At 44.2% G+C, this 15,196-nt stretch carries 15 protein-coding genes; 9 read left to right on the forward strand and 6 right to left on the reverse strand.

The annotated features are described in order from the left end of the window. Nucleotides 1-80 precede the first annotated feature (80 nt). The 6 genes from DYADSP32_RS22340 to DYADSP32_RS22365 all read right to left on the reverse strand — a co-directional run bounded on the left by DYADSP32_RS22340 (nucleotide 81) and on the right by DYADSP32_RS22365 (nucleotide 7,130). Nucleotides 81-851 carry a TPM domain-containing protein gene (locus DYADSP32_RS22340; protein ID WP_149240683.1) on the reverse strand — a complete coding sequence of 257 codons (771 nt, stop codon included), beginning with the start codon at nucleotides 849-851 and terminating at the stop codon, nucleotides 81-83. 3 nt (nucleotides 852-854) lie between these two features. Further along, complete coding sequence (locus tag DYADSP32_RS22345) at nucleotides 855-1,298, reverse strand: TPM domain-containing protein (protein WP_149240682.1); 444 nt, start codon at nucleotides 1,296-1,298, stop codon at nucleotides 855-857. A gap of 86 nt (nucleotides 1,299-1,384) precedes the next feature. Then, on the reverse strand, nucleotides 1,385-1,966 hold the full coding sequence (locus tag DYADSP32_RS22350) for a LemA family protein (protein ID WP_149240681.1): 582 nt from the start codon (nucleotides 1,964-1,966) through the stop codon (nucleotides 1,385-1,387). A 143-nt stretch (nucleotides 1,967-2,109) separates the two neighbouring features. After that, nucleotides 2,110-3,303, reverse strand: a complete 1,194-nt coding sequence (locus DYADSP32_RS22355) for a deoxyribodipyrimidine photo-lyase (RefSeq protein ID WP_149240680.1) — start codon at nucleotides 3,301-3,303, stop codon at nucleotides 2,110-2,112. A 127-nt stretch (nucleotides 3,304-3,430) separates the two neighbouring features. Continuing rightward, nucleotides 3,431-5,374: an OmpA family protein gene (locus DYADSP32_RS22360; RefSeq protein ID WP_149244715.1), complete on the reverse strand. Its 1,944-nt coding sequence runs from the start codon at nucleotides 5,372-5,374 to the stop codon at nucleotides 3,431-3,433. Between the two features lie 319 nt (nucleotides 5,375-5,693). Next, the gene (locus tag DYADSP32_RS22365) at nucleotides 5,694-7,130 is read right to left on the reverse strand and encodes an NADP-dependent isocitrate dehydrogenase (protein ID WP_149240679.1); all 1,437 of its coding nucleotides are present in this window, start codon (nucleotides 7,128-7,130) and stop codon (nucleotides 5,694-5,696) included. Between the two features lie 428 nt (nucleotides 7,131-7,558). Here DYADSP32_RS22365 and rpsL point away from each other — a divergent pair, with 428 nt between their 5' ends. From rpsL to rplB, 9 genes are all read left to right on the forward strand, one after another. Then, nucleotides 7,559-7,972 (forward strand): 30S ribosomal protein S12, encoded by a 414-nt coding sequence (gene rpsL, locus DYADSP32_RS22370; RefSeq protein ID WP_026631225.1) that lies wholly within the window; start codon nucleotides 7,559-7,561, stop codon nucleotides 7,970-7,972. Between the two features lie 117 nt (nucleotides 7,973-8,089). Beyond that, nucleotides 8,090-8,557, forward strand: a complete 468-nt coding sequence (gene rpsG, locus DYADSP32_RS22375; RefSeq protein ID WP_149240678.1) for a 30S ribosomal protein S7 — start codon at nucleotides 8,090-8,092, stop codon at nucleotides 8,555-8,557. Nucleotides 8,558-8,798: 241 nt separating this feature from the next. Further along, nucleotides 8,799-9,704, forward strand: coding sequence for a hypothetical protein (locus DYADSP32_RS22380; protein ID WP_149240677.1), 906 nt, complete (start codon nucleotides 8,799-8,801; stop codon nucleotides 9,702-9,704). 225 nt (nucleotides 9,705-9,929) lie between these two features. Continuing rightward, complete coding sequence (fusA, locus tag DYADSP32_RS22385; protein ID WP_149240676.1) at nucleotides 9,930-12,050, forward strand: elongation factor G; 2,121 nt, start codon at nucleotides 9,930-9,932, stop codon at nucleotides 12,048-12,050. A 141-nt stretch (nucleotides 12,051-12,191) separates the two neighbouring features. Next, nucleotides 12,192-12,497: a 30S ribosomal protein S10 gene (rpsJ, locus tag DYADSP32_RS22390; RefSeq protein ID WP_015813787.1), complete on the forward strand. Its 306-nt coding sequence runs from the start codon at nucleotides 12,192-12,194 to the stop codon at nucleotides 12,495-12,497. 285 nt (nucleotides 12,498-12,782) lie between these two features. Beyond that, nucleotides 12,783-13,403, forward strand: coding sequence for a 50S ribosomal protein L3 (gene rplC, locus DYADSP32_RS22395; protein WP_149240675.1), 621 nt, complete (start codon nucleotides 12,783-12,785; stop codon nucleotides 13,401-13,403). 5 nt (nucleotides 13,404-13,408) lie between these two features. Then, nucleotides 13,409-14,038: a 50S ribosomal protein L4 gene (rplD, locus tag DYADSP32_RS22400; protein ID WP_149240674.1), complete on the forward strand. Its 630-nt coding sequence runs from the start codon at nucleotides 13,409-13,411 to the stop codon at nucleotides 14,036-14,038. Nucleotides 14,039-14,040: 2 nt separating this feature from the next. Continuing rightward, nucleotides 14,041-14,328 (forward strand): 50S ribosomal protein L23, encoded by a 288-nt coding sequence (gene rplW, locus DYADSP32_RS22405; RefSeq protein ID WP_025764313.1) that lies wholly within the window; start codon nucleotides 14,041-14,043, stop codon nucleotides 14,326-14,328. A 39-nt stretch (nucleotides 14,329-14,367) separates the two neighbouring features. After that, nucleotides 14,368-15,192: a 50S ribosomal protein L2 gene (gene rplB / locus DYADSP32_RS22410; RefSeq protein WP_149240673.1), complete on the forward strand. Its 825-nt coding sequence runs from the start codon at nucleotides 14,368-14,370 to the stop codon at nucleotides 15,190-15,192. Nucleotides 15,193-15,196: the final 4 nt, after the last annotated feature.

Raw genomic sequence — 15,196 nt, forward strand, 5'->3', positions numbered from 1 at the left:
TACGCCTCTTGCTAAAAAAATGCGCCACCGAGAGTTTGAATCTCTCAGTGGCGCATTTTTTTTACTTCTATAAAGACTTTCTAATAATCTCCTCCGGCACCGCCTCCGCCAAAGCTTCCTCCTCCAAAGCCGCCAAAGCCACCCCCATCTCCACCCCCCCAGTTCCCTGATGAACTTCCCCCGCTGGAGTGTGTAGTATAGGGCCATAATATAGGCCCGCCACCCATATTCCCGAATCCGCCACCGCCACCACCGCGCTTATTGCGACTAATGAACATGATGATCACAAATACGCCGAAAATGATCAGGAAAATCACAAACGGTGACGTTGATCCGCCATTTGAACTTTCGGCCGGATCTGCTTTATATTCGCCGGTGGCGTACTTAAAGATGGCATCAATGCCCCGGTCAAGCCCTCTATAAAACATCCCGTTCTTGAAGTCGGGTGTTATGATGGTGGAAATAATTCTCTTTGCCACGGCGTCGGTAATGACGCCTTCCATGCCGTAACCGGTGCTGATAAAAATTTTACGGTCCGTAGAGGCCCAGAGTAAGACAATGCCGTTGTCTTTACCCTTTTGTCCGACTCCCCATTCACGACCCAGCTTGAAAGCATAATCTCCGATGGGGTACTCACCGGTGGTAGGCACCACCACAATGACTATCTGCGATGAAGTGGAGTCGTTGTAGCTAACCAGTTTCTGCTCTAATTGCGCGATTTCGGTTGCGTTGAGCTGATTTGCAAAGTCATTTACGAGCCGCTGCGGATTAGGCTTGGCAGGAATATCCTGAGCTGTTATCCGACCAGAAACCAATAAAACAAAAGAGAAAAATATAAGGAATTTCTTCATAGATCATGATCCGAATGAAATGTCATCAGGAAGTTCATTGATGTCGCCAGTCTGATAGGGGAAATGAATCTTTAGCTGAATTCCAGCTTCCCGAATGCCCTCACACAACCCCGTGGCAAATTGATTAGAAGAAAAATGAGACCGGAGCAGGTCCTTTGTACTATCCCAGAAATGAAGAGATACCTTTTCATATATTCCTTTATCACCGAGAACTGCGAATTTTCTGTCTTCGTATGCAAGATAAAAGAGCACACCATTGCGCGCCTCCGTCATGTGTAGCTGCAAAAGGCCGAAAACCTCTCTTGCGCGCTCCATCACATCTGGATGAGTGCATTTCTTTTCAATATGCACCTTGATCTCGCCGGAAGTCTGTTTTTCGGCTTGTTTTATGGCCTGTATGATAAGCTGCTGCTCCTCCTCTCCAAAAAAAAGTGATTCTGCCGGCATAGAAAGAAGAGTTAAAGAAAGGTTTGTGTACACTACTAAGTGATGAGGGACATTCCGTCATCACTTAGTAGACTCCTGACCAAGGTCTAGAATTTTACAGTAGGGGCCTTGTCGGAACCCGCGGTGGACTGGAAGTAACCTTTCTGGGCGAAACCGAATATCCCTGCAAACAGATTGGTCGGGAACGTACGTACTTCCTGGTTGTATTCTTGAACCACTTCATTGAAGTCTTTTCTGGCAACTGCGATCCGGCTTTCGGTTCCCTCTAGCTGAGATTGAAGTTCAAGAAAATTTTGGTTTGCTTTAAGCTGGGGGTACTGCTCCACTGAAACCAAAAGCCTGGATATTGCTCCACCAAGCTGATCTTGAGCGCCCTGAAATTTGGCAATATTTTCAGGTGTCAGCTGATCGGGGTTAATGGTTGTCTGCGTGGCTTTGGAACGGGCTTCAATAACTGCCGTCAACGTGCTCTTTTCAAAATCCGCTGCTCCTTTTACTGTATTTACCAGGTTTGGTATCAGGTCGGCTCTGCGTTGATACTGGTTTTCCACCTGTGCCCAACTCGATTTTACTCCTTCGTCTTTAGTTACAAGTCCATTATATTTTCCGCATCCCACAAATCCGAAAATCAGGAGAATGGCGACAACTGCAATGAGTCCTTTTGACATTTCAATTTAGTTTAAAGTTAACGATTAGGCCCAAAATTGATCAAAGCTAGCAAAATCTTTAAGAAAAACTACACAATCGGTTCCTGGCCATTACGTAGCATCCGGTACCATGATAACTGGAAATCACATTTTTGTTTGCTATTTTAATATCCTTTCACATGCACATTTCCCGCTACGCCTGCAACCCGGTTCCAGTTGCACCAGCTGTTCGAAACATTGTAATCGAGGAGTAAGCTTTCGAAGTACATGGCGCCCCAGGTCCAGTTGATGTTGAGGTCATTTGCAAGAAAACCGGCTGCCAGATTCCGTTCTTCAAAAGTCAGATATCCCGTTTGATTTAACTTGTGCATGACCAGATTGACTTCTGGATTCTCAGTGGCAGCATTTCTCCAGGCATCAAAAGCTTCTAAATCGTTATTCCAGAGACGAGCCATGTTGTGGTCTATGCCACTAGGCTTAAAAAGCCGGGATCCATATCGGAGCAGTGTCCAATGATGGTAGTCTCTTTTCAGCATGCAGCGAAGTGTCGATTGGTATGCCTCCTTACCTTCCAATTGCGATAAAATCAGCCGCGGCGATAGGCAACCAATTGAAATCCATTGGGATAGTTGTGCCTGCATGAGCGGGTCGGCAGACACTTCCTGTTGAGGCAGCCCGTTATGAGCAGCGAAATCGCTGAGTTTTAAGGCTGCCAATGCTTCTCCGGCGGGTTTCAGCAGCGAGGACGTTGCTCCCGCAATTTCATTTGGATCAATACCCAACATGGGCAGGGAAGGTAATACACCCGCCGTATATTCAATGGGAAGATTAACCTCGTTTGGTACAGGAAACAGAGGGCCAAGCGTTACACGCTCAGATACAAGCGAGAAGAATGTCTCAAATTGATCAGGAAGTTTGGCAATGGGGAAGGGGAGTTGTGCAGCACCTACCACAGTATTCATCCAAAAGAGTCTGATGTCGACGTTATTTACTTTCAGATTTTTGCTTAGCGACGATTCTACCAGGGTTTCGTCGGGGGCAATTTCTTTGCTGGTAAATACATACTCAACACCGAAATTCTCGGCAAGTTCTGCGATGATTTTCTCAGGTTCTCCGATTCGTATCAAAAGATCACCGCCGCGTTCTCTTAAGCTGGTTCTGAGGGCTGCAACGGTTTCTAGCAGGAAATGGGCGCGTGCGGCTCCGGCCCTGCGGAAGCCAAACTTGGTTCTGGCGAATTGCCGTGGATCAAAAACGTAAACCGGGATGATTTCACTTGCCGTAGCTGCCGCGGTTTGAAAACCCTCATTGTCCAGCAGGCGTAAATCATTCCGAAACCAATATATAATTCGTGACATTGAGTAGATCGGGATTCCTAAAAATTGAAATGAGCAACAAATGTAGAAAAAATGCTTCGCTACAAACGAATAAAACCTGCCAGGCAGCTTTCTCCCCGGCAGGTTTTAGGTTGATAGGGTGGCCCGATCAATAACTCAATATGGTAAATTCAGTTCTCCGGTTTCGCTGATGCTCTTCTTCGGTTTTAGCATCCGGGACAATGAGTTGTCGTTCACCATATCCTTTTGCAGTCATTCTATCGGCATCAATTCCTTTGAGATTTAGATAATTAACGGCGGATTCGGCACGATTCTGAGACAGAGTCATGTTGTATGCGTCGGTCGCCCGGGCATCGGTGTGAGAGCTGAGTTCAATTTTAACCGTAGGGTTATCTTTTAATATTTGTACCAGTTTATCGAGTTCTATTGCAGCATCCGGCCGGATATTATATTTGTTCAGGTCGTAATAAATATTTTCCAGAACGAAGGTTTTGTTCAGTTCCAGTTTGTCAAGGTTTACCCGAACCGTGAAAACGGTGTCGGTGAGAAGCTTGGTCAGGAAAATCGGGGGAATACTGCGCCCGTTCATGGAAAACGGCTCCCGCTTGCTGATGTATCCCTTTTTTTCCACCAGCAGGACGTAAGATTGTCCCACTTCAACCGGCTGGTTTCCGAACTTACCTGCCCGATCGGTTGCGAGGCGGGTTATTTCTGTATCAGATGTGTCGGGCAGTATACGAACAATGGCCGAATCGATCGGTACACCGGGTGTTGTATTTGTAAACACCTCACCTGCCAGGAAGTATCTGACCGTTTTAGGCTGGCCATTGATGTAATTAGGATTTTTAGGGCTCATCGGATCGGTCGGGTCGTCGTTTTTAGCAATGGTGGTTGTATCCGGTTCCTCTGGCGCCGCAAAGTAGTAAATGTCATCATCGCCTTTGCCCCCTTCGCGGTTGGAAGAGAAAAATCCCTTTTTCAGCCCCTTGTAAAAAACCAGACCGAAATCATCCTGCGGACTGTTAAAAGGAAGTCCCATGTTCTCAATGGTGATCACACCCTGGGAACGGGTCGCTGAAAACAAGTCCAGTTTTCCCAGACCCGGATGGCCGTCAGAAGCAAAATACAATTTGCCGCCTTCGGCAACATAAGGGAACATATCGTCACCTGCTGTATTAATGTCCCTACCCATGTTCACGGGTTTGCTGAAACGTCCGGAAGCATCCATATTGGTTCGATAAATATCAATTCCGCCTGCGCCACCTGCACGATTGGACGCAAAATAGAGTGTTTTCCCATCCCGGGAAAATGCCGGAGAACCGTCCCAGGCCAAAGAATCGTTGATAGGTAAGATAGCTGGTAACGTCCAGGCGCCACCCACGTTTTTGCTCATGTACAGATCCACATCAACGGTACCTTTTCGTTTGCCCGTATTCCCCCTGGCAAAAACAAGCGTCTTACCATCCGGCGAGAAGGCAGGTGAGCCCTCATTGGCTTCACTCTCAAAAATGTCCTTACTGAACAGTGCAGGGACCCCTTGCGTTTGCGAAGGATCCTTTGCAATGGCAACCTGATATAAGCCTAACATCGGTTGCCCGTTGTTCTTGTAAATCTTTTCCTTTTTTGATGCAGAAAAAACAAGCTCATCTCCCCGTATTGCTGGTGAGAACTCCGATGCGCCTGTATTGATCGGCAAGCTTTTTAATTCAACCTCCATTTTTTCAGTACGAAGGCGATCCGTGATTTTTAGAATTTCAATTTCTCTTAATGCCCGTTCCTGTAAAGGTTTCGGACTATTGGCAGCCTTTGCGAAGAGGCTAAACTGATTCGACGCCTCTTCATATTGGCCGGTGGTTTTAAGCGCATAGGCATACTGGAATTGTGCTTCCGGATTTGTTACACCGCCATCAATGGCTTTTTTGTAGAAAGGTATGGCTTCCTTAAAACGGTTGGAGAGCCGATAGGATTCGGCGATCAGGAAGTTAGTCTGTACAGGTTCATAATTTTCTGCAACCGCTTTTTCGAATCCTTTGATAGCCAGGTCGTACTCGCCGTTGTCAAATTTCTTAACTCCGTCCTTGTAGGCCTGCATCGCTGAATTACAGCTTAATATGATTGTACTGAGTACTAAAATGCAAATGAAGAAGGGGAAACGAAACCTCAATATTTTCATAATTTGATATATAAATGCAATCGATTCTGGACGGAATATGGGTTCAAAAAGACAATAGTACTAAAACAACGTTTGGAAATAAAATTCTGGGATATGTTACGATTATTTTCTTTAAAAAATGTGCAACTGCTTTACATTGATATCGCCCTTCGTGCCATGTTACCTCGTACAGTTAACTCTGCCTTATCTCCTTCCATGCCTATTACGAAATACGATGCCTCCATGATGCACTGTGTTTTCATTCTCCTTGTCCCACAGAAAATCCTGCTTTTCCATCAAACAGATACAAATTTTCAGTTTTGATGATATCGTATCCATCTTTATCCAATCTGCTCAGTAAGTTTATAACAGACGCTTTCGCTATTGCGCCACCCGTTTTGGATAAAAACCGACACCGCCAGTGGTCTGTGTAAAAAGTCTCAGGGGTGTTTCCCGGATAAACTACGGTTCCCCTGTTGGTAATCATGGTTAATTTTAAATCAGACGCTATGCTGCTGAGCGCATCTCCCAGCGGCTTCGGATTCGGCGTCCGGTTGTCCAGGTAAATGTCAACACCGACCAACTCTTTATTTTGTGGCTTAACTTTCGATGAGGCTACCTGAATAGGGCGGGGAGCGGATGCATAACTGATAGGACGGAAATGTTCAGGAAGCTGTCCGATTCTCGCAATCACCGCGTCTGCAAAATCCGTGGTTCCTACTCTTTGTTTGCTGATGTCTCTCTTGTAAATGTCTCCGGTGTGAATGCCGTCTTCTATGGTTTTGAGCCAGGCATTATGAATGCGCGCCGCCACTTCGCCCTGTCCGATGTGCACCAGCATCATGATCGCGCCGTTTAACAGGCCTGAAGGGTTGGCAACACCTTTGCCGGCAATGTCCGGTGCCGAACCATGGATGGCCTCAAACATGGCACATTGCTCCCCGATGTTTGCCGAACCACCCATTCCCACCGATCCTGCCACCTGGGCCGCAATGTCCGAAATGATATCCCCGTATAGATTAAGGGTTACAATAACTTCGAATCTTTGGGGTTGATCGGCAAGAAGCGCCGCACCTATATCAATGATCCAGTGATCCGTTTCTATTTCCGGGTATTCCGTTGCTATTTCATTGAATATTCTGTGAAATAGTCCGTCGGTCATTTTCATGATATTGTCCTTTGAAAAGCAGGTAACCTTTTTCCGGTTGTTGGCCCGGGCATACTCAAACGCATAGCGTACGATCTTTTCACATCCTGGTCGGGATACCAGCTTTAGGCATTCATACACCTCATCCGTTTGCCTGTACTCGATTCCGGTATAAAGATCTTCTTCATTTTCACGAATAATGACCAGATTCAACAATGGATGATTGGTTTGCACAAAAGGAGAGTAGGCCTGGCAGGGCCTCACGTTTGCGAATAGGCCGAGGGTTGTTCGGGCAGTAACGTTCAGGCTCTTGTATCCGCCTCCTTGTGGTGTCGTGATAGGGGCTTTCAAAAATATCTTATTCCTGCGGAGCGCTTCCCATGAGCTATCCGTAATTCCAGCTGCTAAACCGTTCTTATATACTTTTTCGCCTATTTCTATAAATTCAGGTTCGATCTGTGCTCCGGCCGCCTCTAGTATTCGCAAGGTTGCACTCATAATTTCGGGGCCGATCCCGTCACCATTTGCCACTGTGATTTTTGTTCGCATATATCGATGAAGATTAAGGTATGAATTTGATGTTTGGCCTACAAGTTAGTAAATCATTAAGCGTCGCACCAAAAAATAGTCATGGTACCAGGTATGTATTGCCAATGAGGCACCCTGCGCGTTGACAAGATGTTTAGGATTAGATGGAAATGTCTGCTTTACACCTGGTGTGTGGCAGTTCAAGTTTTCGGAAGAGGGTGGACGAATAAGAAGTGACTAACGATTTTATCCATTTCTTTTATTGTCGGGTGCAACGGACAAACAAAAACAGGTAGTTAATTCCATGAACCCAGGCGTATTTACTTAAAAAAGTGCGTTAAGCCTTGTAAATCAATTAAACTATCTTACTTTTGCAGTCCGATTTTTCGGGAAAACTGTTTTCAAAACAATCGGCTCGGTGATTAACCTAGTCAAAATCAATTTGTTAAATGCCAACTATTTCACAATTAGTCCGTAAAGGTAGAGAGACCATTACTTGGAAATCAAAGTCACCGGCTTTGGATTCCTGCCCCCAGCGTAGGGGAGTGTGCACCCGTGTGTACACCACAACGCCTAAAAAACCGAACTCAGCACTTCGTAAAGTAGCTCGTGTTCGTCTTTCCAACAACAAGGAAGTGAATGCCTACATCCCTGGAGAAGGTCACAACTTGCAGGAGCACTCGATCGTATTGATCCGTGGTGGTCGTGTGAAGGATTTGCCAGGTGTGCGTTACCACATTATCCGTGGTGCTTTGGATACTGCCGGTGTAAACGGTCGTAAACAACGTCGTTCTAAATATGGTGCTAAACGTCCAAAACCAGGTCAGGTTGCAGCAGCACCAACAAAAGGTAAGAAAAAATAAAAAGTAACTCTCTCTGCTTTTATTGAAGAAATATTCTGATAAAAGGGAAGTAATCCACGCCTAGGCGGGGGTGAATAAGTTGCAAAACGAAACCTCGTGTAAACATTAAGTACAAAAATGAGAAAGTCCAAACCAAAGAAAAGATATATCCTGCCTGATCCTAAGTTCAGAGATGTGCAGGTTACAAAATTTGTAAATAACCTGATGCTTCAGGGAAAGAAAAGTATCGCTTTCACAATTTTCTATGACGCTCTTGAGCTGGTTGAGAAAAAAACAAGTGAAAGTGGTCTTGAAACCTGGAAAAAAGCATTGAACAACGTAACGCCATCTGTTGAAGTAAAAAGCCGCCGTGTGGGTGGTGCTACTTTCCAGGTGCCTACCGAAGTTCGTCCTGAGCGTAAGCAAGCACTGGGTATGAAGTGGTTGATCAACTATGCTCGTAAGCGTGGAGAAAAAACCATGGTAGACCGCCTGGCTGGTGAAATCGTTGCCGCTGCAAAAGGTGAAGGAGCTGCCGTTAAAAAGAAAGATGATACCCACCGTATGGCGGATGCTAACAAAGCATTCTCGCATTTCCGGTTCTAGGAAACGGTTTAATCCAATTAAAAATCCGGATGCTACACGTAGGTGTGGTGTCCGGATTTTTTCGTTCAAAAGTAGGTACGCAGTTCGGAGGTATACAATTATTTTAAGACAAGTATTCTCTTAATGAAGTTAAAATGATTAAATATTTTGTTGTAATCGTATAATTTATCATCTTTATTGCATTCAACTGGCTAACTAAATTTCTACTAACCAACCAGGTACCTGTTTTATTCGGATTGTCATGAAAGCAAATCTTCTTCTTCCTCTCCTAATATTTGGTTTACTTCTTTCGCAATGTAAAAAGTCAAGTCAATTACCGGAGCCGATTGTCGAAGAGGATTCCGACACCACCGCCATTGTTGATGAGCCAGTTAAAGAGGCCGATTTTATGGTTAGGTTTGACCGGAGTTTTGAAAAGGAGTTGATCAGACTTGGAATTGATAAACTAGGCGTAGAAGATGGAAGGATTCGTTATTCCGATGTCAAGGATATAGAGACCTTAAATATTCGGGCGCAAATCCGGGAAGGGATTCAGGGACTGAAAGGAATAGAACATTTCGTGAATCTAAAGTCCTTCACCACCTTGTATACCAAGCCCGATTCTCTCGATTTCAGTAAAAACACCAAACTGGAATATTTGCACGTTGAGACAGGTTTTGAGGTGGCCGGAGAGCGTAAGGCGCTTAAATATTTGAATGTCAGCAATTGCAAGGAGCTTAAATATTTGAACTGCAAGAGTAATATGTTAAGCAAACTGGACCTAAGTCAAAATAAGAAGTTGACCGAGCTGGATTGTACGGATAATTACAATTTACAGGTATTGGACATTTCGGCCAATACAGAATTAAAAGTTCTGAAGGCATATGGAGTGTTGGACGTATCTGCGAACGAGAAATTGGAGACACTTTTGATTCAGAAGCTTAATCAGCCCCGGTTAGACCTAACAAAAAACATCAACCTCCGCGAATTATATGGCTTCGACTGGGTGTCAATAAAGGAGCTGGATCTAAGATATTGCAAAGAACTTCAGAAGTTCATGATTACAAATTCTCCCAGTTTAACAAGAATCTGCGTAAATACGTTGCCTGGTTTGAATGACACCAACTGGAGAAAGCCGAATCAGGCGGAGTTCCGGCTTTGTAATTGATACGAAGCCCTTGTATGCACCCGAAGTTCCCCAAAAACCAAAGATCTACCTTTCCTATTTGAATTTCTCAAAAAAATAATCCCTTCCCCATTGTTTTTATAATCAACATTTTATACTTTTGCGCTCTGAATTTTTGGAAGTGCTGTGAAATCCAGCGTCTGAAATTTCAAATTTGCTTCAAATTTTGCATTGCACATCGAATAATATAACACATCACCATTTGTCATGGCACGTGATCTAAGATTAACAAGAAATATTGGTATTGCTGCTCACATCGATGCAGGGAAAACGACTACAACGGAGCGTATTCTTTATTACGCAGGGGTTAGTCATAAAATTGGAGAAGTACACGACGGTGCGGCTACAATGGACTGGATGGAGCAGGAGCAGGAGCGTGGTATTACCATTACTTCAGCGGCTACAACAGTTGATTGGACTTACCGTAATGAAAAATACCATATCAACATTATCGATACACCGGGTCACGTTGACTTTACTGTTGAGGTAAACCGTTCCCTTCGTGTATTGGATGGATTGGTTTTCTTATTCAGTGCGGTTGATGGTGTGGAGCCTCAGTCGGAAACGAACTGGCGTTTGGCTAACAACTATAATGTAGCACGTATTGGTTTCGTTAACAAAATGGACCGTTCTGGTGCGGACTTCCTTAAGGTGTGTACGCAGGTGAAAGAAATGTTGGGCAGCTATGCTGTTCCTCTTCAATTGCCAATCGGTGCTGAAGATACGTTCAGAGGTGTAGTTGACTTGGTTAACTTCCGTGGTATCGAATGGAATGAAGAAGATAAAGGAATGACTTTCAGAGAAGTTCCTATTCCTGAAGATATGTTGGAAGAAGCAACGGAGTGGAGAGAAAAACTTCTTGAAGCGGTTGCTGAATTCGATGACACTTTGATGGAAAAATATTTTGAAGATCCTACTTCAATCTCAGAAGACGAAATTCTTGCGGCTTTGCGCGCAGCGACAATCAGCATGAAAATCGTTCCTATGGTTTGTGGTTCTTCTTTCAAAAATAAAGGTGTTCAAACGATGCTTGATTACGTGATGGCAATTTTGCCTTCTCCTCAGGATCGTGAAAGCATCATCGGAACTGATCCACGTACTGGTCTTGAAATTTCTCGCCAGCCAACAGATGCAGATCCTTTCTGTGCACTAGCGTTTAAAATTGCAACGGATCCTTATGTGGGACGTCTTTGCTTTATTCGTTCTTACTCAGGATATTTGGATTCAGGTTCTTATGTACTGAACAACCGTTCAGGAAATAAGGAGCGTATCTCTCGTATCTTCCAAATGCATGCCAACAAGCAAAATCAAATTGATCGTCTTGAGGCGGGTGATATTGGAGCGGTAGTAGGTTTCAAAGATATTAAAACGGGTGATACTTTATCTGATGAAAAGAACCCGATCGTTCTTGAATCAATGGTATTCCCTGAGCCCGTAATTGGTTACGCAATCGAGCCTAAGAAAGCTGCGGATAGCGATAACTTCTCTAAGGCAATCACGAAGTTGATCGAAGAAGATCCTACGTTACAAGTTGAAAGTAACGAAGAAACTGGTCAGACGATCATCAAAGGAATGGGAGAGCTTCACCTTGAAATTATCATCGACCGCATGCGTCGTGAATTTAAAGTGGAAGTAAACCAGGGAGCACCTCAGGTTGCTTACAAAGAGATTCTTACGAAGAACTTTGAGCACCGTGAAGTTTACAAGAAACAAACAGGTGGTCGTGGTAAATTTGCCGATATTCTTTTTGAAATCGGACCGAGAGACGACAACGAGGAAGGAAAAGAGCCAAAAACTGGGTTGCAGTTTGTGAATCAGATTGTAGGTGGTACCATTCCCCGTGAATTTATTGCCCCGATACAAAAAGGATTTGAAGCATCTATGTCAAACGGTGCCCTTGCAGGATATCCTTTGGATTCGATGAAAGTGCGTTTGTACCACGGGTCATTCCACGACGTCGATTCGGATTCTCTTTCTTTTGAACTTGCTGCTAAAATAGGTTTTAAAGAAGCTGCACGTCATGCGGGATCTAAATTGATGGAGCCGATTATGCACGTTGAAGTGCTTACACCTGACGAGTACACAGGACCGATCACTGGTGACCTTAACCGTCGTCGTGGTATCATGAGAGGTATGGATTCACGTAATGGTGCTCAGGTTATCAAATGTGATGTTCCTTTGTCTGAACTTTTCGGTTATGTTACCGATCTTCGTACCATGTCATCAGGGCGCGCCACTGCATCCCTCACATTCGCTTATTACGAGATTGTTCCTAACAACATCGCAGAATCGGTTATAGAAAAGGCGAAGGGTTTAGTTAAAGCATAAAACGATGGTGTGTGTCATTCAGTTGACACACACCATTTTATTTATAAATATTAAACAGGTAAAGTAAATGGTTCTTTTGCCTGTGGATTGTCGGAACATGTTTCGTTCAAGTATTCTCAGAACCGGAAATAATATAAAATCATGAATCAAAAAATTCGCATCAAGCTTCGGTCATTCGACCACAATCTGGTCGATAAGTCGGCTGAGAAGATTGTTAAGGCAGTAAAGGCTACAGGAGCAGTGGTAAGCGGGCCAATCCCCTTGCCAACCAAAACGGAGAAATTCACAGTTCTTCGTTCACCCCACGTTAACAAGAAATCACGTGAACAATTCCAGCTTTGTACTTACAAACGTCTGGTAGATATTTTCTCAACAAGTGCAAAGACAGTCGATGCACTGATGAAGCTTGAATTGCCAAGCGGTGTTGACGTTGAGATAAAAGTATAGTGTAAGTGGCCTGTGTTATGCAGGTCAAAATATAAGTTGGATGAAGGTCCGGGAATCTGGAAACCACATCTGAGCTCGATAAAATCAGAAAATTGTGCCAATTCTATGGCGGCTCGATAATTTCTGAAAGAAACGAAGGTCAGATGTGTCAAAACATCTGACCTTTTTTGCTGATTATCAGTGAGAAATAAATAAAGTCTGCTTGGAATCGAAATTTTAATTTTCTACCTTTGCAGTCCGTTTTAAAGAATAAGGGGTTTTACCTGCTAATTTAAATTAATTTACATGTCTGGTTTAATAGGTAAAAAAATCGGAATGACTAGTTTGTACAACGCTGACGGGCAGGCTCTGGCGTGTACGGTTATCCAAGCTGGTCCTTGTGTTGTTACACAAGTTAGGTCCGAAGAAAAGGATGGTTACATAGCCATCCAGTTGGGTTTTGGTGAGAAAAAAGAGAAAAGCTCTACCAAGCCTATGATTGGTCACTTTAAAAAAGCCAATACGACTCCAAAGCAAAAGCTGGTTGAGTTCAAGGAATTTGAAGTGGAGCATGAACTAGGAACTTCACTATCGGTACAGGATGTATTCGAAGAAGGTGAATTCATTGATGTCGTTGGAAATGCCAAAGGCCGCGGTTTTCAGGGTGTTGTAAAACGCCATGGTTTCGCAGGGGTTGGTGGTCAAACACACGGGCAGCATAACCGCGCACGTCACCCGGGTTCGATTGGTGCTTGTTCATTCCCATCACGCGTATTTAAAGGTATTCGCATGGGTGGACGCATGGGTAACAATCGTGTAAAAATTCAGAATTTACGTATTCTGAAAGTGATCCCTGAGCAGAATCTTATAGTAGTAAGTGGCTCGGTACCTGGTTCAAAGAATTCATTTCTAATCTTAGAGAAATAGCACCCATGGAACTGTCCGTATTTAACATAAAAGGAGAAGATACCGGGAAAAAGGTAAGTGTGTCGGAAGAAATCTTCGGCATTGAGCCAAACACCCACGCGATCTATCTCGATGTGAAACTTTACCTGGCCAATCAGCGCCAAGGAACTCACAAATCAAAAGAACGTGCTGAGATTAATCACTCGACACGTAAGATCAAGAAACAAAAGGGAACTGGCGGAGCTCGTGCTGGTAGTATCAAGTCTCCGGTTTTCGTAGGTGGTGGTCGTATATTCGGTCCAAGACCTCGCGACTACGGTTTTAAGATCAATAAGAAAGTAAAAGTACTGGCTCGTAAGTCGGCTTTTTCTGCCAAAGCACAGTCTGATGCTATATCTGTTCTTGAAGCTTTCACATTCGACGCTCCGAAAACGAAATCGTATCTGAACGTTTTGAATTCACTTTCTCTGGTCAACACCAAGACCTTGCTCATCCTGTCTGCGATTGACAATAACGTGTATCTGTCGAGCCGTAACGTTCCCAAGGCGAAGGTTACCACTGCAGACGCGGTGAATACATATGACCTGATGAATGCAGACCGTCTTCTGATAAGTGAATCTGCACTATCTATTTTGGAAACCCAATTGAACAAATAATCATGAGTGTACTGAAACGTCCGATAATAACCGAAAAGGTAACGGCTCAGGGTGGTCAAGGAAAATATGCCTTTGAAGTATCCCTTACTTCAAATAAAGTGGAGATCAAAAAGGCTATTGAAAAACTATTTGGGGTTACCGTAGAAAGTGTTCACACAATGCGCAGCATTGGAAAGAGCAAATCCCGCACATCGGGAGGCAAGTTTGTAAGTGGAAAAACGTCAACTATCAAAAAGGCGATCGTAACAGTTGCCGAAGGTGAGATCATCGATATTTACGGTGAAGCATAAGAAATAGTTGATCGATAAATCTTTGACGAGTTTATAGCAATGGCAGTTAAAAAATTAAAACCCACAAGTGCTGGACAGCGTTTTCGCTCAGCTCCGACCTTTGAAGAGGTAACGGCAGCGAAGCCTGAAAAAAGTCTGTTGGAGGTCGTAAAAAGAACCGGCGGTCGTAACAGCGCAGGACGTCGTACGATGCGTCACATAGGTGGTGGACACAAGCGGAAATACCGTATTATCGATTTTAAAAGAAATCGGTTCGATTCACCAGCCACCGTTCTTACAATTGAGTATGATCCGAATCGTTCTGCACGTATCGCTCTGGTACAATATGCAGATGACGAGAAGAGATATATCATTGCGCCGAACGGTCTGAAAGTTGGACAGGTGATTGTATCGGGAAGTTCAGTGGCACCAGAAATGGGCAACGCACTTCCACTCGGCTCAATGCCAATTGGTACAATTGTTCATAATATCGAGTTAACCCCTGGTAAGGGTGGTCAGTTTGCAAGAAGCGCAGGAGCCTATGCTCAGCTTGTTGCACGGGAAGGAAAATACGCTGTTATAAAAATGCCTTCCGGCGAAATGCGTATGATTCTTTCAACATGCATCGCTACGGTTGGAACAGTTTCCAATTCAAGTCACATGAATGTGAGCATTGGTAAAGCTGGTCGTAAGCGTTGGTTAGGTCGTCGTCCTCGTGTTCGTGGTGTTGCCATGAACCCTGTAGATCACCCAATGGGTGGTGGTGAAGGCCGGTCATCCGGTGGTCAGCCTCGTTCAAGAAACGGACAGTTCTCCAAAGGACTTAAGACTCGTGATCGCAACAAGCATTCTGAGAAATTGATTATCAGCCGTCGTAAAAAATAATATA

Origin of the sequence: Dyadobacter sp. 32 (assembly GCF_902506755.1) — a bacterium.
Lineage (GTDB): Bacteria > Bacteroidota > Bacteroidia > Cytophagales > Spirosomataceae > Dyadobacter.

Coding starts and splice junctions, on each gene's coding strand:
- DYADSP32_RS22340 (WP_149240683.1), bottom strand. CDS start 851: ATGAAGAAATTCCTTATATTTTTCTCTTTTGTTTTATTGGTTTCTGGT.
- DYADSP32_RS22345 (WP_149240682.1), bottom strand. CDS start 1,298: ATGCCGGCAGAATCACTTTTTTTTGGAGAGGAGGAGCAGCAGCTTATC.
- DYADSP32_RS22350 (WP_149240681.1), bottom strand. CDS start 1,966: ATGTCAAAAGGACTCATTGCAGTTGTCGCCATTCTCCTGATTTTCGGA.
- DYADSP32_RS22355 (WP_149240680.1), bottom strand. CDS start 3,303: ATGTCACGAATTATATATTGGTTTCGGAATGATTTACGCCTGCTGGAC.
- DYADSP32_RS22360 (WP_149244715.1), bottom strand. CDS start 5,374: ATGCAGGCCTACAAGGACGGAGTTAAGAAATTTGACAACGGCGAGTAC.
- DYADSP32_RS22365 (WP_149240679.1), bottom strand. CDS start 7,130: ATGCGAACAAAAATCACAGTGGCAAATGGTGACGGGATCGGCCCCGAA.
- rpsL (WP_026631225.1), top strand. CDS start 7,559: ATGCCAACTATTTCACAATTAGTCCGTAAAGGTAGAGAGACCATTACT.
- rpsG (WP_149240678.1), top strand. CDS start 8,090: ATGAGAAAGTCCAAACCAAAGAAAAGATATATCCTGCCTGATCCTAAG.
- DYADSP32_RS22380 (WP_149240677.1), top strand. CDS start 8,799: ATGAAAGCAAATCTTCTTCTTCCTCTCCTAATATTTGGTTTACTTCTT.
- fusA (WP_149240676.1), top strand. CDS start 9,930: ATGGCACGTGATCTAAGATTAACAAGAAATATTGGTATTGCTGCTCAC.
- rpsJ (WP_015813787.1), top strand. CDS start 12,192: ATGAATCAAAAAATTCGCATCAAGCTTCGGTCATTCGACCACAATCTG.
- rplC (WP_149240675.1), top strand. CDS start 12,783: ATGTCTGGTTTAATAGGTAAAAAAATCGGAATGACTAGTTTGTACAAC.
- rplD (WP_149240674.1), top strand. CDS start 13,409: ATGGAACTGTCCGTATTTAACATAAAAGGAGAAGATACCGGGAAAAAG.
- rplW (WP_025764313.1), top strand. CDS start 14,041: ATGAGTGTACTGAAACGTCCGATAATAACCGAAAAGGTAACGGCTCAG.
- rplB (WP_149240673.1), top strand. CDS start 14,368: ATGGCAGTTAAAAAATTAAAACCCACAAGTGCTGGACAGCGTTTTCGC.